Origin of the sequence: Saccharothrix sp. CB00851 (assembly GCF_001905065.1) — a bacterium.
In the GTDB taxonomy this organism is placed as follows: Bacteria; Actinomycetota; Actinomycetes; order Mycobacteriales; family Pseudonocardiaceae; genus Actinosynnema.
The window spans coordinates 24120-45537 of sequence record NZ_LWLC01000030.1 but is presented as its reverse complement, the minus strand read 5'-3'; the positions used below and the strand labels follow the sequence as shown (position 1 = coordinate 45537).

Annotated in this window: 22 protein-coding genes; 14 read left to right on the top strand and 8 right to left on the bottom strand. The window is 73.5% G+C overall.

Annotated elements, in window-relative coordinates; genetic code table 11:
• The first annotated feature begins 140 nt into the window (after positions 1 to 140).
• The 4 genes from A6A25_RS27195 (at position 141) to A6A25_RS27180 (ending at position 3964) form a co-directional block, all read left to right on the top strand.
• Positions 141 to 1307: a helix-turn-helix domain-containing protein gene (locus A6A25_RS27195; protein ID WP_241828938.1), complete on the top strand. Its 1167-nt coding sequence runs from the start codon at positions 141 to 143 to the stop codon at positions 1305 to 1307.
• Positions 1308 to 1409: 102 nt separating this feature from the next.
• The gene (locus A6A25_RS27190; protein ID WP_073894877.1) at positions 1410 to 2093 is read left to right on the top strand and encodes a DJ-1/PfpI family protein; all 684 of its coding nucleotides are present in this window, start codon (positions 1410 to 1412) and stop codon (positions 2091 to 2093) included.
• Positions 2094 to 2188: 95 nt separating this feature from the next.
• On the top strand, positions 2189 to 2758 hold the full coding sequence (gene sigC / locus A6A25_RS27185) for an RNA polymerase sigma factor SigC (protein ID WP_083668721.1): 570 nt from the start codon (positions 2189 to 2191) through the stop codon (positions 2756 to 2758).
• Between the two features lie 6 nt (positions 2759 to 2764).
• Complete coding sequence (locus A6A25_RS27180) at positions 2765 to 3964, top strand: MFS transporter (protein WP_380734582.1); 1200 nt, start codon at positions 2765 to 2767, stop codon at positions 3962 to 3964.
• A 1-nt stretch (position 3965) separates the two neighbouring features.
• Here A6A25_RS27180 and A6A25_RS27175 read toward each other — a convergent pair whose 3' ends face one another.
• Both A6A25_RS27175 and A6A25_RS27170 read right to left on the bottom strand, forming a co-directional pair.
• Entirely contained in the window at positions 3966 to 4868 is a 903-nt protein-coding gene (locus A6A25_RS27175) for a serine hydrolase (protein WP_073894875.1), read from the bottom strand.
• On the bottom strand, positions 4868 to 5755 hold the full coding sequence (locus A6A25_RS27170; protein ID WP_073894873.1) for a LysR family transcriptional regulator: 888 nt from the start codon (positions 5753 to 5755) through the stop codon (positions 4868 to 4870). Before A6A25_RS27170 ends, A6A25_RS27175 begins: the two co-directional genes overlap by 1 nt.
• An 83-nt stretch (positions 5756 to 5838) precedes the next feature.
• On the opposite strand from A6A25_RS27170, the gene bla reads away from it, so the two are divergent.
• Positions 5839 to 6771, top strand: a complete 933-nt coding sequence (bla, locus tag A6A25_RS27165; protein ID WP_073894871.1) for a class A beta-lactamase — start codon at positions 5839 to 5841, stop codon at positions 6769 to 6771.
• Positions 6771 to 7355, top strand: a complete 585-nt coding sequence (locus A6A25_RS27160; protein WP_198932877.1) for a D-alanyl-D-alanine carboxypeptidase family protein — start codon at positions 6771 to 6773, stop codon at positions 7353 to 7355. The genes bla and A6A25_RS27160 overlap by 1 nt, the downstream gene beginning before the upstream one ends.
• Before the next feature lie 4 nt (positions 7356 to 7359).
• On the opposite strand, the gene A6A25_RS27155 is transcribed toward A6A25_RS27160, so the two are convergent.
• Positions 7360 to 7725: a DUF1330 domain-containing protein gene (locus A6A25_RS27155; protein WP_073894962.1), complete on the bottom strand. Its 366-nt coding sequence runs from the start codon at positions 7723 to 7725 to the stop codon at positions 7360 to 7362.
• 209 nt (positions 7726 to 7934) lie between these two features.
• On the opposite strand from A6A25_RS27155, the gene A6A25_RS27150 reads away from it, so the two are divergent.
• From A6A25_RS27150 to A6A25_RS27130, 5 genes are all read left to right on the top strand, one after another.
• Positions 7935 to 10079, top strand: coding sequence for an amylo-alpha-1,6-glucosidase (locus A6A25_RS27150; protein ID WP_073894869.1), 2145 nt, complete (start codon positions 7935 to 7937; stop codon positions 10077 to 10079).
• Between the two features lie 5 nt (positions 10080 to 10084).
• Positions 10085 to 11188: a glycosyltransferase family 4 protein gene (locus A6A25_RS27145; protein ID WP_083668733.1), complete on the top strand. Its 1104-nt coding sequence runs from the start codon at positions 10085 to 10087 to the stop codon at positions 11186 to 11188.
• A 31-nt stretch (positions 11189 to 11219) separates the two neighbouring features.
• Positions 11220 to 11798 (top strand): TetR/AcrR family transcriptional regulator, encoded by a 579-nt coding sequence (locus tag A6A25_RS27140; RefSeq protein WP_073894865.1) that lies wholly within the window; start codon positions 11220 to 11222, stop codon positions 11796 to 11798.
• On the top strand, positions 11783 to 12076 hold the full coding sequence (locus tag A6A25_RS27135) for a hypothetical protein (protein WP_073894863.1): 294 nt from the start codon (positions 11783 to 11785) through the stop codon (positions 12074 to 12076). The genes A6A25_RS27140 and A6A25_RS27135 overlap by 16 nt, the downstream gene beginning before the upstream one ends.
• A gap of 90 nt (positions 12077 to 12166) precedes the next feature.
• Positions 12167 to 12418 carry a hypothetical protein gene (locus A6A25_RS27130; protein WP_073894861.1) on the top strand — a complete coding sequence of 84 codons (252 nt, stop codon included), beginning with the start codon at positions 12167 to 12169 and terminating at the stop codon, positions 12416 to 12418.
• A gap of 3 nt (positions 12419 to 12421) precedes the next feature.
• Here A6A25_RS27130 and A6A25_RS27125 read toward each other — a convergent pair whose 3' ends face one another.
• Complete coding sequence (locus tag A6A25_RS27125) at positions 12422 to 13468, bottom strand: alpha/beta fold hydrolase (protein ID WP_073894859.1); 1047 nt, start codon at positions 13466 to 13468, stop codon at positions 12422 to 12424.
• A 75-nt stretch (positions 13469 to 13543) separates the two neighbouring features.
• Between A6A25_RS27125 and A6A25_RS27120 the strand changes: the two genes are divergently transcribed.
• Positions 13544 to 14437, top strand: coding sequence for a LysR family transcriptional regulator (locus tag A6A25_RS27120; protein WP_073894857.1), 894 nt, complete (start codon positions 13544 to 13546; stop codon positions 14435 to 14437).
• Between the two features lie 109 nt (positions 14438 to 14546).
• On the opposite strand, the gene A6A25_RS27115 is transcribed toward A6A25_RS27120, so the two are convergent.
• Both A6A25_RS27115 and A6A25_RS27110 read right to left on the bottom strand, forming a co-directional pair.
• Entirely contained in the window at positions 14547 to 14963 is a 417-nt protein-coding gene (locus A6A25_RS27115) for a cold shock domain-containing protein (RefSeq protein ID WP_073894855.1), read from the bottom strand.
• A 155-nt stretch (positions 14964 to 15118) separates the two neighbouring features.
• Positions 15119 to 15925, bottom strand: a complete 807-nt coding sequence (locus A6A25_RS27110; protein WP_073894853.1) for an SAM-dependent methyltransferase — start codon at positions 15923 to 15925, stop codon at positions 15119 to 15121.
• A gap of 80 nt (positions 15926 to 16005) precedes the next feature.
• Between A6A25_RS27110 and A6A25_RS27105 the strand changes: the two genes are divergently transcribed.
• Positions 16006 to 17901 (top strand): WD40 repeat domain-containing protein, encoded by a 1896-nt coding sequence (locus A6A25_RS27105; RefSeq protein ID WP_073894851.1) that lies wholly within the window; start codon positions 16006 to 16008, stop codon positions 17899 to 17901.
• A 28-nt stretch (positions 17902 to 17929) separates the two neighbouring features.
• The gene (gene dacB, locus A6A25_RS27100; RefSeq protein WP_083668719.1) at positions 17930 to 19480 is read left to right on the top strand and encodes a D-alanyl-D-alanine carboxypeptidase/D-alanyl-D-alanine endopeptidase; all 1551 of its coding nucleotides are present in this window, start codon (positions 17930 to 17932) and stop codon (positions 19478 to 19480) included.
• Positions 19481 to 19488: 8 nt separating this feature from the next.
• On the opposite strand, the gene A6A25_RS27095 is transcribed toward dacB, so the two are convergent.
• Complete coding sequence (locus A6A25_RS27095) at positions 19489 to 20517, bottom strand: hypothetical protein (protein WP_143193447.1); 1029 nt, start codon at positions 20515 to 20517, stop codon at positions 19489 to 19491.
• A 99-nt stretch (positions 20518 to 20616) separates the two neighbouring features.
• Positions 20617 to 21357 (bottom strand): FadR/GntR family transcriptional regulator, encoded by a 741-nt coding sequence (locus A6A25_RS27090; RefSeq protein WP_073894847.1) that lies wholly within the window; start codon positions 21355 to 21357, stop codon positions 20617 to 20619.
• Positions 21358 to 21418 lie beyond the last annotated feature (61 nt).

Below are 21418 nucleotides of genomic sequence, written 5' to 3'. Positions count from 1 at the left end.
CGACAGCTCCCAACCACAAGGCTACTGTTCAGTAGGTCATGGGTACCGGCTCGCGGCGCGCCCGCGGTAGGGGCCGATGCCCAACGAGCCGCGTGCTCGTTATGCCACTGCCACAACGTCGCGGCGGGAGGGATGGGCCGGTGTCGGCAGCGCACGACCGCGGTCGCCTGCTCGGGCAGGTGCTCAGGAGCATGGCGACCGACAGCGGTGTCGTGGAGGAGTTGGTCCGGGCCGCACGCGGCCGGTCACCGGAGGTGGCCCGGCTGCCGGAGGCCGAGAACCGGCGGCACGTCGAGGTGCTGCTGGCCACCGGGCTCGACTTCTTCGAGCGGTCCGACGAACCGGACGAGCAGGACTTCCGCGCCGCCGAGACGCTGGGCGCCGACCGCGCCGCACAAGGCATCTCCATCGACGGCCTCCTGCGCGGCGTCCAGGCCGCTCGCACGCGGGCGATGAAGATCGCCATCGCGCGCAGCCGGGCCGTGGGCGTGCCCGACGAGGTGCTGCTGGAAGGGATGGTCGACCTCGACCGCTACACCGGCGCCCTGGAGCGGCACGTCATCAACGGCTACCACACGGCCGAACTCGAACTGTCCCGCACGAACCGGGACGCCAACATTCACCTGCTGCGCCGGTTGCTGCTGCACGGCGACGGCCCGCCACCGGGACCGGCGGAGCTGCGGCGCGCGGGGCTGTCACCGGACGGGCACTACCACTGCCTGGTGTCCGACGTGACCCAGCCGGGCGAGGCGCGTGCGCTGGAACAGCGACTGCTGGGCTGCGGCGGCGTGTACGGGCTGGTGGAGGGACGGCTGGCCGGCTTGTCCGCCCGCAGGCCGACCGCGGCCGACCTCGACGCGCTCCTGGTGGTGGCGCCCGCCACGGCGCTCACGGCGATGCGTGACGTCCACCCGTTGTGCGTGGCGGCGCTGCGGATCGCCGGCCGGGCCGGGCGGCGCGGCGTGCACGACCTGACCGACCTGTCCGGCGAAGTGGCGCTGGCCGCCCAACCGGTGCTCGCCGACCTGCTGCGCGGCACGCTCGCCGGTCTCGACCACGACGACGAATTCCACCGCGAGCTCGTCGGCACCGCCCTGGTCTACCTCGACCACGGCCAACGGCTCGGCCACGCGGCCACCGCGCTGCACGTGCACCCCAACACCGTGCGGTACCGGCTGGACCGGCTCGCCGAGATCACCGGCACGCCGTGGGACGACACCGCGGAGGCACCGACCGTCCTGGGCACCCTGCGGCACTGGTGGGCGCTGCGGACCTGGCTCGACCACCGCCCGCCACACCATCGCTGAATCACCATCACTGAAGCTGTGGAGACATCCGGGGGGATCACCCGGAACCGGAAGGCGCTCTCGGCCGACCACTGAGGTGAACAGGCAACCGGGGAGGCAGCGGTGGAACGTCGTACTTTCTTGCGCGCGTCGGCACTGTCGGTGGGAGCGGTGGGTGCCGTGTCCGGTGGCACGGCGTCGGCGGCGGCACCGTTGCGGGTGCGGGTGGTGATGTTCGACGGGGTCGAGGAGCAGGACTTCGTCGCACCGGTGGAGGTGCTGGGGCTCGCCGGGCGGATGAGCGGCGGCGCGTTGACCACGACGTTGACGACCACGGGACGTCCCGGCACGGTCACCTGCACCTACGGCACCAAGGTCGAGGTGGCCGAGGGCTGGGCGCAGGACGACGCCGACGTGCTGGTCGTGCCCGGCGGCGGGTACAACGACAAGACGGGTCCCGGCGTCAACCGGCTCGCCGCCGACCGGGGTTTCCTGCGCCGCCTGGCCGCCGTGGACGCGCTGCGGGTCGGCATCTGCACCGGCACGATGGTGTTGTCCGCGGCGGGTTTGACCAAGGGGCGCAACGCGACCACGCACACGGGCGCGAAAGCGGACCTGGCCGCGCAGGGCGCGAACGTCGTCAACGCCCGCGTGGTGGACGACAGCGACCTGATCACGGGCGGCGGCATCACGTCGGGGCTGGACGTCGCGCTGTGGCTGGTGGAGCGGTTCCTCGGCGCGAAGCTCGCCCAGCGGGTGGAGACGGTGCTGGAGTACGAGCGCCGCGGCACCGTCTGGCGCGCTTGAGCGGGCACGGTCCGCGCCGCGGCTTCGGTCGTCCGCGGCAGTCGGTCCATTCGGCGCAAGAGTCCGCGACCCCGCTGTGGTTACGATCCGGAGTCGTGACCTTCCCCCACGTGACCGGTCCCGACGACGAGGTGACGCGCTGGGCGTGGCGGGCCCGTTCCGGCGACCGGGACGCGCTGGAGCGGTTCGTGCGGGCCACGCAACGGGACGTGTGGCGGTTCATCGCCCACCTCTCCGACGTCACCGTGGCCGAGGACCTGGCCCAGGAGACGTACGCGCGCGCCCTGGGCAGCCTGCGCCGGTTCGCCGGGCGTTCGTCGGCGCGCACGTGGCTGCTCTCGATCGCCCGCCGGGTGGTGGTCGACCACATTCGCCTGGTCCGCGCACGGCCCAGGGTGTCGCCGGGCGCGGACGGGGAGCGCGAGGTGGACCGGCGGCCGGTCGAGTCCGGTTTCGAGGGCACCGTCGAGCTGACCGTGCTGCTGGACGCGCTGGAGCCGGACCGCCGGGAAGCCTTGGTGCTCACCCAGGTCCTCGGTCTGTCCTACGCGGAGGCGGCCGAGATCGCGGGGTGCCCGATCGGCACGATCCGGTCCCGGGTCGCGCGGGCGCGCGACGACCTCGTGCGTGCGACGGGGCGGTCGGACGCCACCGAGGTCGGCTGACCGCCCGTGCGCGGTGACATCCGGCCCGGTGGTGCCCTGCTGCGCAATCCGGCGTTCCTGCGGCTGTGGACGGGGGCCACCGCGTCCGGGTTGGCGACGTGGGCGCTGCCGTTCGTGCTCGGGTTCGCGGTGCTGGAGCGGTCGCTGACGGCCGTGGAGCTGGGGATCGTGCTGGCCGTCCGGACCGCGGGCTTCCTGATCGCGGTCCCGGTCGCCGGTGTGCTGGCCGATCGGCACTCGCGGCGGCGGGTGGTGCTGTGGTCGGGGCTCGCGGCCGGGCTCGGCACGCCGTTGATCGCGGTCGGGTTGGGGAGCTCGCTCCTGCTGATGGCCGTGGCCGCGGCGGTGGTCGGTGCGGGACAGGGCGCGTGCCGCCCGGCTTTCCAGGCGCTCACGGCGGAAGTCGTCGCCGAGGACGCGCGGCGACGGGCGAACGCGGCGATGACGCTGGCGGTGCGGGTCACCACGTTGGTCGCGCCGGGACTGACCGCGTTGCTGGCGTTGGCCGTCGACACGCCGGCGCTCGTCGTCGCGACGGGGGTGCTGTGGTTGGTCGCGGCCCTGGTCCCGCCGGCGGGCGACCGGGTCGTCGTTCCGGCGGACCGTCGGCGTTTCACGGCGGAGTTCGCCGACGGGGTGCGTGAGGCCAGGCGGCACCCGTGGTTCGTGGCCGGTCTGGGCGCGTTGACGGCGGTGATCGCCACCGGGTACTCCGCGACCGGTGTGGTCCTGCCGCTGGTGAGCCGTGACCGTTACGGCACCGGTGCGGTGCTCGCGGCCGCCATGACCGCGTACACGGTGGGCGCGTTGGTCGGCGCGGTCCTCGCCGCGCGCCGGCGGCCCCGGGCGGAGGGCTGGACCGCGTTGGCCGGGTTGGCCTGCTACGGGTTCGTGCCGTTGAGCCTGCTGCTGCCGGTGCCCGCGGTGGTCGTGATCGCCGCGTACGTGGTGGCGGGGCTGGGGATCGAGCTGTTCAACGTGCCGTGGTTCACCGCGACGCAGCGCGAGGTCGAGCCCTCGGTGCTGGCCAGGGTGTCGTCGTTGGACTTCCTGCTGTCCTACGGCCTGGCACCGGTCGGCCTGGCCCTGATCGCACCGGCGATCGACGGGTTCGGCGCGGGTGCCGTGCTGGCGGTGTGCGCGGTGGTCTGCTTCGCCGCACCGGCCGCCGCCGCGCTCGTGCCGTCCGCACGGGACTTCCGCTGACTCAGGACGCCCGCAGGTGGTCGCGCAGCGTGCGGGCGACGTGCGCCATCACCGCTTCCGCGCCCGGCTGCACCACGGCGGGCACCCGCGACTCGGTGAGCGCGGCCACGGCGAACACCTGGCCGTCGGCGTGCTCGACCACGCCGACCTCGTGCCGGAGGTTGAGCAGCGTGCCGGTCTTGGACGACCAGCGGGACGCGTCGGAGCTGAAGTCGGGTGCCAGCCGGTGCCGCAACGCGTTGTCACCCATCAGCTCGCGGACCCGGGCGGCGACCGCGGGCCGGATCGTGGTCGGCCGCCACAGGCCGTGCAGGAGGTCCACGAACGCGCGGGCGGAACCGGCGTTCGCCCGGCTGATGTCCAGCTGGGTCACCGGGTGCCCGCGTCCCTCGGTCGCCGCCGCGATGGCCAGCGAGTGGGCGAGGTGCCCTTCGGCCGGGGTGAACCGCTCGGCGGGCGTGTCGACCAGGTCGCGCATGAGGTGGCGGACGGCGATGCCGTCGTAGCCGAGCCGGCGCAGTTCACCGGCCACCGCGGCGGGCGGGGTCAGGGCGAACAGGGCGTCGGCGGCGGTGCTGTCGCTGATCGCCACGCTCAGGTAGAGCAGGTCGTCCACGGCGATCGTGGCGGGGTGGCGGAACTTGGGCAGCCCGATCGGCCCGCGCGCGTCGACCCGGGCGGGCGGCACCACGACCGGGGTGGCGGCGTCGAGCTCACCCCGCTCGACGCGTTCCAGCGTGGCGACCGCGAGCGGCACCTTGACCAGTGACGCGACCGGGTACTCCAGGTCGGCGTCGAGGCCGAGCTCGTCGCCGGTGTCGAGGTCGCGCACGAGGAACGAGCCGCGCAGGCCCGCGTCGTCCAGCGCAGCCCGCGCGTCGCGCAGGACCTTGGTCGTGCCCATCACGTCTCGCCTTCGGCCACGCCGAGGCAGCGCCCGATCGCGGCGGGCGGCAGGTCGCGGATCCGCCGGGCGTCCTCGCGCAGCCCGGCCGTGACGTCGTAGCCGCGGGCCAGGTCCAGCTCCCCGACCGGCCGCCAGTGCAGGTCGAGGTCGTCGGCCTGTCCCGGTGAGCACAGCAGCAGGTCGGCGGAGCCGAGCACGTCGGCCGCGGCGGCGACCAGCGACGGGGCCACCACCACCTGGGCGGGTTGCAGGCCCACGGCGTCCCGCAGCCGGGTGACGCGGTCGCGGACGTGCGGCACGTCGTCCTCCGGCTGGACCAGCACGCGCCGACGACGGCCGTTCCGCTCGGCCCGGCCGGCACGCAGGGTCTCCACGTGGATCACCGCGGCGGCCCCCGGGTCGGCCCGACCGGCCAGGCCCAGCGGCACCCGCCAGACGCCCTCGTCGGGCGGCACGGCGACCAGCGCGGCCCGGACGTCCAGGGTCCGTGCCTGCTCGGCGCGTTCGGCGGGGCCGGCGGGGCGCGGGTCCAGGTCGAGGTCGTGGCGGCGGGCGTCGGCGACGAGCCGGGCCAGCGGGCGCGGCGCGCAGACCTCGGGCACGGCCAGCCGGAACGGCCGCAGCTTGGCGCGCTCGGCGTCGTGCTCCATCGCCTCGGCGAGGTCGACCAGCCGCCGGGCCGACGGCAGCATCTCCCGGCCGAACGGCGTCAGCGTCACGCTGCGCGAGTTCCGGGTGAGCAGCCTGGCCCCGAAGTGCCTCTCCAGCGCCGCGACGCGCCGGCTGGCCACCGACTGCGGTATCCGCGCGGCGGCGGCGCCGACGGTGAAGCTGCCGTGCCCGCTGACCGCGACGAACGCCTTGCACGCCTCGACCACGTCCACGAGCCGCGACTATGCCAGATCGGCATGGATGCGCAGCTCGGTGTCTTGGACAGCATCCACGGTCGGCTGTGAAGCTCCCTCACGTGACACCGCCATACCGAACCGTCAGCCGCCGCGCGTTCCTGGGTGCGGTGGCGCTGCTCCCGGTGGCCGGTTGTGCCGGGGAACCCGAACCGCCACCCGCGCGGTCCTCCGAGCCGGTCAGCACGAGCACGCCCACCCCGTCCGTCGCGCGGCACGATCACCTGGTCGAGCTGGAACGGAAGTTCGACGCCCGGTTGGGCGTGTACGCCGTCGCCACGGGCACCGGGACGACGGTCGAGCACCGGGCCGACGAGCGGTTCGCGTTCTGCTCGACGTTCAAGGGGTTGGCGGCGGCCGCGGTCCTGCACCGCCACCCGCTGTCCCACCTGGACACCGTCGTCACGTACACCGAGGCCGACCTGATGGCGAGTTCCGCCATCACCCGGCAGCACGTGGCGACCGGGATGACGATCCGCCAGGTGTGCGACGCGGCGGTCCGCCACAGCGACGGCACCGCGGGCAACCTGCTGCTGCGCGACCTCGGCGGCCCGGCCGGGCTGACCGCGTACCTGCGCGCGCTCGGCGACACCGTCACCCGGGCGGACCGGTTCGAACCGCACATCACCACCGCCGTCCCCGGCGACCCGCGCGACACCACCACCCCACGCGCCATCGGCACCGATTACCGCCGGATCGTGCTCGGTGACGTCCTGCCGCCCGACCAGCGCGCGTTCCTGCGCGACCTGCTGGAGCGCAACGCCACCAAGGCGGGCACCCTGCGCGTCCGCGCGGGCGTGCCGCGAGGGTGGACCGTGGCCGACAAGACCGGCACCGGCGACTACGGCACGGTCAACGACATCGCCGTGGTGTGGCCACCCGACACCGCGCCGCTGGTCGTCTCGATCATGTCCAGCAAGGCCGCCGCGGACGCCGGGTACGACCAGGCGCTGCTCGCCGAGGCAGCCGCGTACGTCGTGGGAACCCTCACCTGATGTCCACCGCGACGAGGCGCACCGTGATCGGCGTGCTGGTGGCCCTGCTGCTCGCCGTGGCCTCGGCCGGGACGCTGGGCGCGGTGGACCGGCTGGTCCTCGTCCACCACCCGGTCACGGGACGGCCGGCGGCGATCGTCGAGGAGGTACCGGGCCCGGAGACCGGACCGGCCTGCCCGCTGGACGGCCGTTACGTGGACGAACAGCCCGAAGGTTTGCGCCCGGACGTGCTCCGGGCGTGGCGGGAGCTGCGTGCCGCCGCGGCCGGGCAGGGCGTCGGGCTGTGCCTGAACGACGGCAAGCGCAGCGTCGGCCAGCAGCGGCGGGAGTTCGAGGACGCCGTGCGGCGGTTCGGCACCGAGGAACTGGCCGCGCGGTACGTGCTGCCGCCGGAGAAGTCGATGCACGTCAAGGGGATCGCGGTGGACGTGCAGCCGCTGGAGTCGGCGGCTTGGGTGCAGCGGCACGGGCCCGCGCTGGGCTGGTGCCGCCGCTACCTCAACGAGGAGTGGCACTTCGAGTACGACCCGGCGTACGCGTCCACCGGCTGCCCCGCCATGCTGCCCAGCGCGAGCGGCACGTGAACCGTCAGGTCCACGGGATCGTCGCCTGGAGCACGGTCTCGCTCAGCGCCTCCGTGCGCAGGTGCGTGACCTGCTGGTACTCCGGATCGGCGACCATGCGGCTGAACGCGGCCCGGTCGGGGTAGCGCACGACCACCACCGCGTCCCAGCTCTGCCCCTCCTCGGCCGCCAACACGGTCGAGCCGGTGCCCGCGTAGAGGATCTTCGCGCCGTAACGCGGCAGGAACGTCTCGCGCAGGTGCCGCGCGTACTCCTCGTACGACGACACCCCGCCCTCGGCGAACCGCAGCAGGTTGAGCATGACGACCGGACCGCCCGGGTCCTCGGCCAGCAGTCGCTTCAGATCGGCGCCTCGTGGGTCCACAGCCATGCCGACCAGCATGGCGGTCGGTGATCACGTCCGCATCGGTAGGTCCACCGGTAGCGCGCGCATGGCCGAGGACTACCCCTCTCACGACCGCGCATGCGGACCCGGGCACCGGCGTCCCCCGGTGGGATGGGTGGTGTTTGCCGGTCCGGCCGGGTGGCACCCGTAGTGGACCTGATCGGCGGGCGGAACCCCCCGGCAGAGGAGGCGGCATGACCGAGGGTGGTTGGGCTTACGACGGCGAGCCCGTCACGCTGTCACCCGACACCGTGACGCTCGTCCACGGCACTTCCTTCTGCGTGTGCGGCAGCGACGGCGACGTGAACGGCGCCGCCGCCCAGGGCGTGTTCTTCCAGGACACCAGGATCGTGTCCGGCTGGGCGCTGCGCGTGGACGGTGCGCCCGTCGAGCACATCACCACGCTGACCCGCGACCCGTTCCGGATGACGTTCGTCGGTCGTGGCCGGTCGCACGCCCAGAGCGCCGAGAGCACCCTGCTCGTGCGCCGCGAGCGGTACGTCGGCTCCGGCCTGCGCGAGGACATCACGCTGCGCAACTTCGGCCGCGAAGCCGCCTCGCACGTCATCTCGGTCCACGTCGAGGCGGACTTCGCCGACGTGTTCGAGGTCAAGGAGGGCCGGGTCCGCCGACGCGGCCGCCACCACTGCGACGTCGAGCCGGAGGAGCTGCGCCTGACCCGGTGGTTGGACGGCCAGAGCCGGGGCGTGCGGGTGGCGGCCGACGGTGCCGACTACTCGCCGTCCACCCTGACCTTCCGCGCCGTCATCCCGCCCAAGGGCCAGTGGTCGACCAGCGTGACCGTGCGCCCCGTCGTGGACGACCAGGCGACCGAGGAGATGTTCCCGCTCGGACGCCCGATCGACGAGTCGGTGCCGGTGCTGCGCGCCCGCCGGTGGCGCGAGACCGCGCCCGTGCTGAGGTACTCGGGCAAGCCGTCGCTGGCCGCCACGCTGCTGCGCAGCCGGCAGGACCTGGGCGCGCTGCGGATCTTCGACCCGGACCGCCCGTCGGACACCGCGGTCGCGGCCGGCGCGCCCTGGTTCATGACGCTGTTCGGCCGCGACTCGATCCTGGCCTCGCTGATGTCGCTGCCCATCGAGCCCGGACTGGCCCTCGGCACCGCCCGGACCCTCGCCCACCACCAGGGCACGAAGGTCGAGCCGAACAGCGAGGAGGAACCCGGCCGGATCCTGCACGAGATGCGGTTCGGCTCGGACGCGTCGCTGGCCCTGGGCGGCAGCAACGTCTACTACGGCACCGCGGACGCTACTCCGCTGTTCGTGATGCTCCTGGGCGAGCTGTCCCGCTGGGGCATCGACCGCGAGCAGGTCGAGGCGCTGATCCCGCACGTCGACCGCGCGCTGGAGTGGGTCGAGCGCTACGGCGACCGCGACGGCGACGGTTTCGTGGAGTACCAGCGGGCGACCGAGCGCGGGCTGGTCAACCAGGGCTGGAAGGACTCGTGGGACGGGGTGAACTTCGCCGACGGCCGCATCGCGCGGGGGCCGATCGCGCTGTGCGAGGTGCAGGGTTATGTCTACAACGCCTATCTGGCCCGCGCCTGCATCTGCGAGGACTTCGAGGACCTCGACGGCGCCCGGCACTGGCGTGACCGCGCGGTGCGGTTCAAGGAGCGGTTCAACGAGCGCTTCTGGCTGGCCGACCGCGGGTACTACGCGATCGCGCTCGACGGCGACAAGCAGCCCGTGGACGCGCTCACGTCGAACATCGGGCACTGCCTGTGGAGCGGCGTCGTGGACGAGGACAAGGCCGAGCGGGTCGTCGAGTCCCTGCTCTCGCCGGAGATGTTCACCGGGTGGGGTGTGCGGACGCTCGCCTCCGACATGGGCGCGTACAACCCGATGAGCTACCACAACGGTTCGGTGTGGCCGCACGACAACGCCATCATCGTGCACGGGCTCATGCGGTACGGCTTCGTGGAGCAGGCGCAGCGGGTGGCGACGGCGGTCCTCGAAGCGGCCGAGGCGTTCGGCGGGAGGCTGCCCGAGCTGCTGTGCGGCTTCGACCGGGCCGAGTACGCGGACCCGATCCCGTACCCGACGTCGTGCTCGCCGCAGGCGTGGGCGTCGGCCACTCCCGTGCACCTGCTGCGCGTGCTGCTGCGGGTGGAGCCGTACGCGCCGCGCCGCAAGGTGTGGCTGGACCCCGTGCTGCCCGAGTCGTTCGAGCCGCTGGCGCTCGACGGCATCCCGATGCTCGGCACCAGGGTCGGTCTGGAGGTCGACGGTGCCGACGTCCGGGTGCACGGCCTGCCCGAGGACGTGGAACTGGTCCGGGCGCCGGTGGGCGTGCACCCGGGCCTGGACAGGGGGTGAGCCCGGTGGAACCGCTGCGCATCGCGATGATCGCGCCGCCCTGGTTCGAGGTGCCGCCCGCCGCGTACGGCGGCATCGAGTCGATGTGCGCCGACCTGGTGGACCGGTTGGTGGCGCGCGGCAACCACGTCGTCCTCGTCGGTGTCGGCCGCAACGGCACGAGCGCCGAGTTCCGGGCCACCGCCGACCACCCTGAGCCGGACCGGTTGGGGCAGAGCGTGCCGGACGTGGTGCACGCCGCCGCGCTGCCCGCCATCCTGGCCGAACTGGACGTGGACGTGGTGCACGACCACAGCTTCGCCGGACCGCTGCTGGCCCGCGGCCGTCCGACGCCGACCGTGGTCACCGCGCACATGCCCGTGGACGATGAGCACGGCCCGTACTACCGGCGGCTGAACGACAGCGTGCACCTGGTGGCCATCTCGGACGCGCAACGACGGCGGGCGCCGGACCTCGACTGGGCGGGCACCGTGCACAACGCCATCCCCGTCGACACCTTCCCGTTCCGGCGGGACAAGGAGGGCTTCGCGCTGTTCCTCGGCCGTGCCGCGGCGTCCAAGGGCATCCCCGAGGCGATCGCCGCCGCGGCCGACGCCGGTCTCCCGCTGCGCATCGCGGCCAAGTGCCGCCAGCCCGAGGAGCACGAGTACTTCGACCACGTGGTCAAGCCGCTGCTCGGGCCGGACGTCGAGTGGCTCGGCGAGGTGGGCCGGGAGGAGAAGCTCGACCTGCTGACCGCCGCGAAGTGCCTGCTGTTCCCGATCCGCTGGGACGAGCCGTTCGGGATGGTGATGGTCGAGGCGATGGCGTGTGGCACGCCGGTGGTCGCCTGCCGCCGCGGCTCGGTGCCGGAGGTGGTCGCGCACGGCCGGACCGGCTTCGTGTGCGACGACCACGCGTCGTTGGTGGCCGCGTTGCGCCGGGTCGACGAGCTGTCGCCGGACCGGTGCCGGGCCGAGGCGGCCCGCCGGTTCGACGTCTCCCTGATGGCCGGCCGGTACGAGGAGGTCTACCGCGCGGTGATCGCCCGGCACGCGGCCGCGAACCTGCCGACCATGCGGCCGCCGAGCCCGACCCGATCGCGGACGGTGTCCGAGCGCGGCGCTTGACTCTCTGACACTTTTCGTCAAAAGTGTCAGCATGACCGCAGGCCCACGCGACCGGATCCTGGCCGCCGGCCTCGACGTGTTCGGCAGGCACGGCTTCCGGCAGACGTCGATGGCACTGGTCGCCGAGGCGGCCCGGATGTCCCGACCGGCCCTCTACCAGCACTTCAAGAGCAAGGAAGACCTCTTCCGGGCCGTCGGCGAACGGCTGGTGGTCGACCTGGTGGAAGCGGCCGGTGCGGCGGGCCGCGCCGACGGGCCGACCGTCGACCGGCTGTGCCGGGTGCTGTCGGTGAAGGTCGAGCTGACCGGGCCGACGGTCGCGGCGGCACGGCGGCGTGAGCTGTTCGCCGAGGCGAACTCCCTCGCGCCCGACCTGCCCGCCGCGTTCCGGGCCGGTGTCGTGGCCGTGCTGGCGGACGTGCTCGCCCAAGCCGGTACGGCCGACACCGAGACGGCGGCGCTGCTGTTCGACTCGGCCACCGGGATCGCCCTCGAACCGTCCTCTTCGGACGAACACGCACGCCGTCTGCGCCGGTTGGTCGAACTGGTCGTGGGCGGGCTGACCCGGCACCGCACAGCACTGGGGGAACCACCATGTGGCACACGATGATCCTCGCCTTCCTCGCCGGGGTGACGGCCGCCAACGCGACACCGCACTTCGTGCGGGGCATCACCAAGCGGCCGTTCCCCACCCCCTTCGGCCCGTCGCCGGTGGTCAACTTCGTGGCGGGGTGGGCGATGTACGTGCTCGCGGCGCTGTTGGCGGTGTGGGCCGACATGCCGGCGCACCCCGTCGCGGCCGGTATCGCGGTGGCGGTCGGCGTGCTGCTGATGGGCCTGTTCCACGCCGTTGTGGGCGCGTTCGGCCGGGGCGCCGACGAGTTCTGATCGGCATTGCGGTCCACCTGGGACGACCGACTGTCCCGGAAACAGCAACAGGAGTTGTCGATCCGAATGCGACCGGCCGAACCTGGTGCCATGACCGAGAACAACGCGGCGGCGGTGACCCGGACGGGACCACCGCCCCGGCACCACCTGGCCCTGATGATCTGGCTTGCCGTCTTCCCCGCGCTCACCGTGCTGCAACTGCTGCTCGGCGACCTCCTCGACGGCACGCCGACCGTGCCGAGAACCCTGGTCCTGGCGACGATCGCGGTGCCGATCGTCATCTACGGGCTCATGCCGCCGTTGCAACGGCTCCGCACCCGCCTGGTCACGCGGAGGTCGTGAGGGCTACCGCAGCCAGCGCACGATCTCGGCGAGCAGCCGGTCGCGACCGTGCCCGGCCCGGTCCAGGTGGGCGAAGTGGGTGGCGCCGTCCAGGTGCACCGCCCGCACGTCCTTCGCCCGCCGCAGGTCGGCGACGAGCGTGGTCACGTCGCCCTCGCGCGACCAGAAGTCGAGCCCGCCGCGCAGGACCAGCGTCCGGGCGGTGATCGTGCCCGCGTGCCACAGCCGGCGGCCGGTCGCGAGGTGGAAGCTGTCCTTCATCGCACCGGTGGGCGCGCGGAAGCTCGGCGGCTCGCGGTCGGCCGACGTCGGGTCACTGGCCAAGGCGTGCTCGACGTAGGCCGCCGCCACGCGGGGGTCGCGCCACCGCGACTTGTCGTCCACCGGGATGCCGGAGTTCCAGCCGCCGAGCAGGCCCGGTCCGGTCGAGAGCCGGTACGCGCCGTGCCGCGCGTCGTCGAACTCGCCGGGCCGCGCCGGGTCCTCGTAGACCGAGCCGCGGCCGAGCACCGGGTGGCCGTCGATCGCGCCGTACAGGCTGTTGAGCACCACCAGGTGCTCGACCCGGCCGGGGTGCTCGCTCGCGTACCAGGCGGCCCAGTGCCCGCCGGTCGCCCAGCCTACGAGGTCGACCCGGTGGTGGCGGGTCGTCGCACGCAGCCAGTCCACGACCGACGCGATGTCGCGCACCACCTGCTCCCCCGTCACCGCGGGCGGGTTGGCCGACGGTGGGGCGTCGAGGGCCGGCGGGCGGTCGGAGGCGCCGTAGCCGCGCGCGTCCACGATGAACACCCGGTGGCCCCGCCGGGCGAGGTCCGCGGCCAGCGACCCACCGGGCACGGGCAGGTCGAACGACGCGACGCCGGGCACCCGCGCGCCGTGCAGCAGCACCACCGGCCGACCGCGCGCCGCCCGGTCCGGGCGCACCTCGCGGACGCCCAGGTACCCGGCCTCGCCCCGCACCTTCCAGTCCTTGCGCACCACCTGTTCCGAAGGCGGCGCCGGTGCGATCGACGCGGCCAGGGCGAGCGTGAGGAGGGTCTTCAGCATGCGGCCAGGATGCCGCCGCACCGGCCACCTAGTCTGATCGTGCACGTGATCCGCGGTGATTGATTCGAGGCTGATATGGATCTCAAGCACCTGCGCGCCGCCGTCGCGGTCGCCGACCACCTGCACTTCGGCCGGGCCGCCGCCGCGCTGGGCATCGCGCAGCCGCCGTTGAGCCAGGCCGTGAAGGCGCTGGAGACCGAGCTGGGCGTGACGCTGTTCCACCGCGACACCAGGAACGTGGACCTGACCGAGGCGGGTGCGGCGTTCGTCGCCGACGCGCGCGAGGTGCTGTCCAGGGTGGACGCGGCGGTCCGCCGGGCGCGTGCGGCGGGTCGGGGCGAGGAGGGCTCGCTGGCGATCGGCATGGTCGGCTCGTCGGTCCTGCACCCGTTGCCGCTGATCATCCGCGAGTTCCGGGCCCGCTACCCGGCCGTCACCCTGTCCTTCTCCGTGCTGCCGACGATGCTGCAGGTCGAGCAGCTGCGCACGGCGGAGCTGGACGTCGGCCTGCTCCGCCCGCCGCTGCCCGGCCCGGCCGACGACCTGGAGCTGGTGCCGGTGTCACGCGAGCCGCTGGTCGCCGTGGTCCCGGACGACCACCGGTTGGCCCGGCGGCGGCGCGTGCACGTCCGGTCCCTGGCCGATGAGCCGTTCGTGCTGTTCCCGCGCCACCTCGGCCCCGGCCTGTACGACGAGATCACCGCGCTGTGCCGCCGCGGCGGGTTCGCACCGCGGGTCGCGCAAGAGGCGGTGCAGATGCCGACCATCGTCGGCCTGGTCGCGGCGGGCTGCGGGGTGAGCATCGTCCCCGGGTCGTCCGCCGCGCAGCCGCGGCCGGACGTCGCGTTCCTGCCGCTGAACCCCGTCGTGCGGCTGGTCGACCTGGCGATCGCGCTGCCGGTCAAGGGCCGTTCCGCGGTCGCCGCGAACTTCACCGCCCTGGCCCGCGACCTCACCCGGGTCCGCTGACGGTGGCCGACCAGGGCCGACCAGGGCCGGTCACCGCGTGGTCACCGCAGCGCGACCGCCTCGTCCAACGCCGGTGAGCTTGATCGACTCGGTCTGAAGTGGACCGGCCCTAGTCCTCGATCCAGTTGTACTTGCGCGCCATGCCGACCAGGTTCTTGCGCACGTTGAGGATCTGCTCGGCGGTCATCCCGGGCGCCGCGGCCAGCAGCGTCTCGGTGACCTCCTGCAGGTACCTCTTGGTCGACACGACCTCGCAGAACATGTCGTTGCCGTTGACGTCGTCACCCGAGTGGTAGGACGTCCCCGACCGCACCGACGCTTCCCGCACCAGGCTCACCCGGGAGGCCTTCGGGCCGCGGTCGCCCATCTCCACCAGGAACTCGACCAAGGCGCCCGGCGCCATCAGCCGCTTGTCGAAATCGATGTCGTTGACGTGGATGAAGACGTCCTCGCCACCCTCCTCGGGCGACACGAACCCGTACCCGCGCACCTCGTCGAACCGGACGACCTTGCCCTTCACCACCACCGCAACCCCTTACCAGCAGCACGCGCCACACCCGTGGCGACATCACCACGATCCTAGACCGAGGCCGATCGCGCGAATCGTGCCCTCTCCGGCACCCGGCACGTCGACCGGTCGCGGGCCGGGCAGGCAACCACGGTGCCCGGCCCGGTCCGCGATCAGCCGGTCTTGCGACCCACGGCGGCGAACGTCGACATGCGCTTCGGGTCCGGGTCCTCGTCACCGGGTTCCGGCCGCCACTCGGTCAGGTAGACGACACCCGGCTCCAGCACTTCCAGGCCCGCGAGCAGGTCGGTGATCTCGCCCCGGGTGCGCATCGAGAAGTCCGTCACCCGGCTCCGGAACTGCTCGGTCGCCTCCTCCGCCCGGTCGGCCCCGCCCTCCAGGCTGGCGTGCGACAGGGCGAGGTGGCTGCCCGGCACGGTGGCGTCCAGGTACCGGCGGATGATCTCGGCGGGCTTGTCCGCGTCGGACACGAAGTGCAGCACCGCGAACATCAGCACGCCGACCGGGCGGGTGAAGTCGAGCGTCCGCAGCACCTCCGGGTGGGTCAGCACCTCGTGCGGCCGGCGCAGGTCGCCCTGCACCGCCGTGGCGTTGTCGGACTCGCTCAGGAGGGCCCGGCTGTGCGCGACCGCGACCGGGTCGACGTCCACGTAGACGATCCGGCAGTCGGGGTCGACGCTCCACGCGACCTCGTGCACGTTGCCCACCGTGGGGATGCCCGACCCGAGGTCGAGGAACTGGGTGATCCCCTGGTCGACCAGGAAGCGCACGGCGCGGCGCAGGAACGCGCGGTTGGCCCGCAGGATCCGCGGTAACTCCGGCATCACCTCGACGATGCGCCGCGCCGCCTCCCGGTCCACCTGGAAGTTGTGCGCACCACCGAGGTGCACGTCGTAGACCCGCGCCGGGCTCGGTCGGGACAGGTCGATGTCGGGGCCCACCCACGCCGGTCTTTCCACGCCGCCACTCCTCGGTCTCGCCACACACCGTGATCGCTCGCGTGCACGCTACAGCGGTGTTGTCCGTAATCTGGGCGCTCGTGCGAATCCTGTGGACCACGAGTCGCGGCACCGACCCCCGGCTCGCGCGGGTGCTGCCCGCCGTCCGGGGCGACGCGGTGGCCCGCGCCGTGGTCGACGGCGTGCCGGTCCACGTGACGGCGACCGAGCCGCACTACGACGGCGACTGCGCCCGCCCGCACACCCACGACTGCGCCGCCGCGACGCTGCGGGTGTGGGACGCCGCGACCGGCGAACTCCTGCGCACCGTCCACGACACCGGCGGGCAGCACCTCGCCACGGCGGTCGTGGGTGGCCGGCCGGTGGCCGTCACCTGCGGCTGGGGCGATGCGCCCAGGACGGTCGACTTGGCGTCCGGCGTGGTGCTGGGCGAGCTGACGCGGCACCGGGACGTCGTGCGGGGCTTGGCGACCGTCACGCTCCCGGACGGGCCGGCGGCGGTGTCGGCCGGGTGGGACGGGACCATCCGCGTCGTGGACCTGGCGACCGGCCGGGCGCGGGTGCTCGACACCGGGGAACGGCTCGACGCGCTGGCTGTGCTCGACGTCGGTGGCCGCCCGGTCGCGGCGGTGGCGGGTGACGTCGTGGACCTGTGGGACCTCGACCGAGGGGTTCCGGTGGGCTACCTCCCGACCGCCGCCAAGGTGCGGGAGATCGCCGGCTGGCCCGGTGCCGTCGCCACGCTCTCGTGGGACGGTGACGTGGAGCTGTGGGACGTGGCCTCCGCCCAACGGTTGGCCTGCGGGATGCCCGGCAGGCGGTGGGCGCACGACATCGCGGCCGTGGCCGCCGAGGACGGCAGGCGGCTCATCGCGCTCAGCGACAGCGAGGCGGTGCACCTGTGGGACGTCGAGGACGACCGCCCCGTGGGGCCGCCCCTGGTCGGCCCGACGAGCGGGTGCGCCCTGGCGGACGGCGGCCCGGGTGTGCTGGTCACCGTGTCCGATGTCGACGAGTCCATCGGGGTGTGGCGGATCGGAACGGACGCACGGCCCCTCGGCGCCGGCCACCAGAGCACCGTCCGGTGCCTCGCGGTGACGGCCGACCGCGTCATCGCCGGCGGCACCGACGGGACGGTCGGTTCGTGGCGACTGGCGGACGGCGGGCACGAGCGGGTGGTGGGCGTGCTGCCCGCCCCGGTCCGGGCGGTCGCGGCGGTCGGTGACCGCGTGCTCGCCGGAGGCGGCGACCTGAACGGCGTGACCGACCGCGAACTGCACCGGTGGAGGGGCGACGGCGTGGACCGGCCGGTCGCCGTCGACCACCGCGGCGAGGTCCGCCTCGTGGTCACCACCGTCCTCGACGACCGACCGGTCGCGCTCACTGCCGGCTGCGACGAGACCCTGCACGTCACCGACGTCCTCACCGGCGACCGCATCGGCGGGGTACCGGGCGGGTCCCAGCCCGACGGTCTCGCCGTCGGCGAACTCGACGGCCGACCGGTCGTCGCGATCAGTCGCGCGTTCGGGCCGTTCGGGCTGTGGGACCTCGCCGGGAACGCCCCGATCACCACGCCGATCACCGAAGCGGCGGAAGTGCTGGAACAGGTGCGCGCCTTCGTCCACACCGGTGACGGCCCCGCGGTGGTGACCGTGCGCCATCACGTGGTGCGCGTCAGGGCCCTCGCCACCGGCGACGCCCGACACCTCGACCCGGACCACGGGGAACCGGTCACCGCGCTGGCGGTCCACCCCGGTCGCACCGCCGCCGTCGCCCGCGCGGACTGTTCGGTGACCGTGTTCGACCTCGACACCCTGGCACCCGTCGACGCGCTGACGCTCCCCCACCCCGCCACCGCGCTCGCGTGGACGCCCGACGGCGACCTGGTCGTCGCGTGCCGCCGGGACCTGCTCCGCCTCGCGATGCAGCCGGTGTCAGATCTTCACAAGCCGTCTCGGCACGTGGACAATCCTTGACCGACATCGGCGTCCCGGAGGAGCTCCCATGCCCAGATCACGGTTGTTCGCGCTCATCCTCGCCGCCGTCGCGCTCGCCGCGGTACCGGCCGCCGAACTGGCGACTCCCGCGTCCGCGCAGGCCGACGACGCGCTCAGCCGCGACCTCGACGCGATCATCACCAGCCCGGCCCTCGACGGCGCGGACGTCGGGCTCGTGGTCCGCCACGCCGAGACCGGCGCCGTCGTGTACTCGAAGGACGGGGATCGGCGGGGCCAGCCGGCGTCCAACACCAAGCTGATCAGCTCCGCCGCGGCGCTCGAACTGCTCGGTCCCGACCACCGGTTCCGCACGACCGCCGCCGCGAGCGGCCGGGTGCGGGCCGGGGTGCTGACCGGTGACCTGCACCTGCGCGGCACCGGCGACCCGACCGTGCTCGCCGCCGACTACGACGCGCTGGCCGCGAAGGTCGCCGCGAGCGGCGTCAAGCTGGTCCGCGGCAGGCTCGTCGCCGACGACACCTGGTTCGACTCCGTGCGCCTGGGCACCGGATGGGCTTGGGACGACGAGCCGTACTACTACAACGCCCAGATCTCGGCGCTGACCGTCTCACCGGACACCGACTACGACGCCGGGACCGTCATCGTCCGGGTCGCGCCCGGCACCGCGGGCCAACCGGCCGCGGTGACCACCGACCCGCCGACCGACTACGTCACGATCGCCAACTCCGCCGTCACCGGCGCGCCCGGCTCGGCGTCGAGCGTGACCGTCGAACGGCGGCACGGCACCAACGTGATCGACGTGCGCGGCAGCATCCCGGCAGGCGGTGCCGCGGAGAGCGAGTGGAGCACGGTCTGGGAGCCGACCGGGTTGGTCACGTCCCTGTTCCACGACGCGCTCACCCGGCACGGCGTGCAGGTGCTCGGCGGCACCGCCACCGGCGCGACCCCGGCCGACGCCAGGGTCCTCGGCGAGCACCTGTCGATGCCGCTGTCGCAGCTGGTGGTGCCGTTCATGAAGCTCAGCAACAACATGCACGCCGAGATCCTGGTGAAGACCGCGGGCCGGGCCGTGTTCGGCGAAGGCAGCTGGCAGGCGGGCCTGCGCGCCATGACGGCCGAGCTCGGCGAGTGGGGCGTGGACGCGACGGCGCTGTCGCTGCGGGACGGTTCCGGGCTGTCCAGGATGGACCAGGTGTCCCCGGACCAGCTCGCCGCGCTGCTGCTCGCGGCCCGGCACGAGCCGTGGTTCCAGCACTGGTACGACTCGCTGCCGGTGGCCGGGAAGAGCGACCGGATGGTCGGCGGCACCCTGCGCAACCGGATGCGCGGCACCCCGGCCGAGGGCAACGTGCGGGCCAAGACCGGCACCCTGACCGGGGTCAGCGCCCTCTCCGGCTACGTGACCACCGCCGACGGCACCCCGCTGGTGTTCGCCATGATCAGCAACGACACGCTCACGTCGGCGAAGCCGTTCGAGGACGCCGTCGCGGTGCGACTGGCCGGCCACCGCTCCGGCGCGACCTCACCCGGGGTCCGGGTCGCGCCGGAGCAGGCCCCGGACCCGCGGTGGGAGTGCAGTTGGACCAGGTCCTGCTGAACCGGGGGTCAGATGACGACCGCGCGGAACCCGTGCACGCACCACGGGCCCTCGTAGCTGGTCACCCAGAGGTTCGTGGAGTAGCCCTGCAGCTTCTGCCCCTTGGCCGTGCCCTTGAGGTAGAGCTGGACGGAGTCCTCGCCCGTGGCGCCGCCGTCCATCGTCGGGTCGATGGCCAGCTCCGGGTCGTACCCGACCAGCTTCTCCACGTCCGCCGCCTGCTGGATGCTGTCCGGGCACAGCAGCTTGGTGGCGGCTGCCGCGTCACCCGCGTTCACGGCGTCCAGGAAGGACCGCATGGCGGCCAGCGCCTCCGGGTCGACGGGCTTGCCACCGGCGGTGGGTTCGCGGTCGGTGGTCGGTGGCGCGGTCGGCGTCAACTTCCCGCTGCTCGCCGGCCCGCCCTCGGCACGCGCGATGTCCTGCCAGCACCAGTCACCGTCCTTGCGGACGACCGTCACCTCGACCTTCGACGTGCGCGAACTGGTGGTGGTCACCTCCACGACCGCCTCGGCCTTGGTCCCGGACACCTCCACCGGGTCGACCAGCTCGGCCGCCTTCAGCGACGACACGTCCTTGATGGCGCTGTCCACGACGGACTTCGCGCCCGCGCACTTCAGCTTCTTGAGGGCGGCGGCGTCCTGGGAGTCCAGACCGGCCACCAGCGACTTGACCAGTTCCTCGGCGTCACCGCCCTGGGTCGACGTCGAGGACGTGGTGCTCGGCGGCGCGGTGGTGGTGGTCGTGGTCGTGGGGTCCGCCGCGCCGACGAAGAACCCGGGCTGGACGAACCCGGTGAACGCCAGACCGCCCAGCACCAGCACGACCGCCACCACGGCGGCCACGATCACGCCGGTCCGCTTCTTCGGCGCGGGAGGCGGCTGCGGGGCGAACGGGGGCTGCTGCGCGAAACCGCCGTACTGGTAGCCGTCGTACTGGCCCGGCTGACCGTACTGACCGGGCTGTCCCGGCTGGCCGTACTGGCCCGGTTGCCCGTACGGGTCCTGACCGCTCGGCGGTTGCTGTGGGTAGTTCACGGTGCCTCCCCGTTCATCCATTCGCGCCTTCGACGGCGAACGGGTGCCGCGCGTTCCTCCAGATCGACGACAACGTGGGATGGTGACCGCGAGTCGGCCTCACCGTCGCGCGACGTGAGGCCCGTTGACGGGCACCACCGCGTCCCGCACCTCGGTGACCAGCGCGCGCATGGCCAGTTCGGCGGCCTCGGGGTGCCGGGACGCGACCGCCCGCGCCACCTCCTCGTGCAGGTCCAACGCGCCGGGCACGGGCTTCTCGGGCATCAGCCCCAGGCTGGTCCGCCCGCGCAGCACCACGGCCACCACCTCCTGGAGCGCGGCGAACATCTCGTTGCCGCCCGACTCCAGCAGCAGCGCGTGGAAGGCGACGTCCAGTTCGAGGAACTCCTCCAGCTCACCGGCCTCACCCAGCCGCCGCATCCGGCCGGCGAGGTCGAGCAGGCGGTCGCGTTCCCGCGCCGACGCGTTCCACGCGGCCCGCGCCGCCGCCACCGGCTCGACCGCGATCCGCAGCTCGGTGAGCGCGCGCAGCTGGGCGTCGCGGTGCGGGCCTGCCAGCCGCCACCAGATCAGCCGCGGGTCGTACACCTGCCAGGACGACTGGGGCTGCACGGTGATGCCGACCCGCCGCCGGGACGTCACCAGCCCCATCGACTCCAGCACCCGCATGGTTTCGCGGGCCACGGTCCGGGACACCCCGAACTGCTCCCGGATGCCGTCGAGCGTCAACACCCGACCTTCCGCGAGGTCTCCGCTGGTGATCCGCAGCCCCAGGGTGTCGAGCACGGAGGCGTGCAGGGCGTCGCCGCCCGGACCGCTCTCCCGACGTTGTACCGGCACGGCAGCAGCGTATCCCGGTCGGCCTTCCTCAGCCGCAGCAAAGGTGATACCTTTCGCCGCC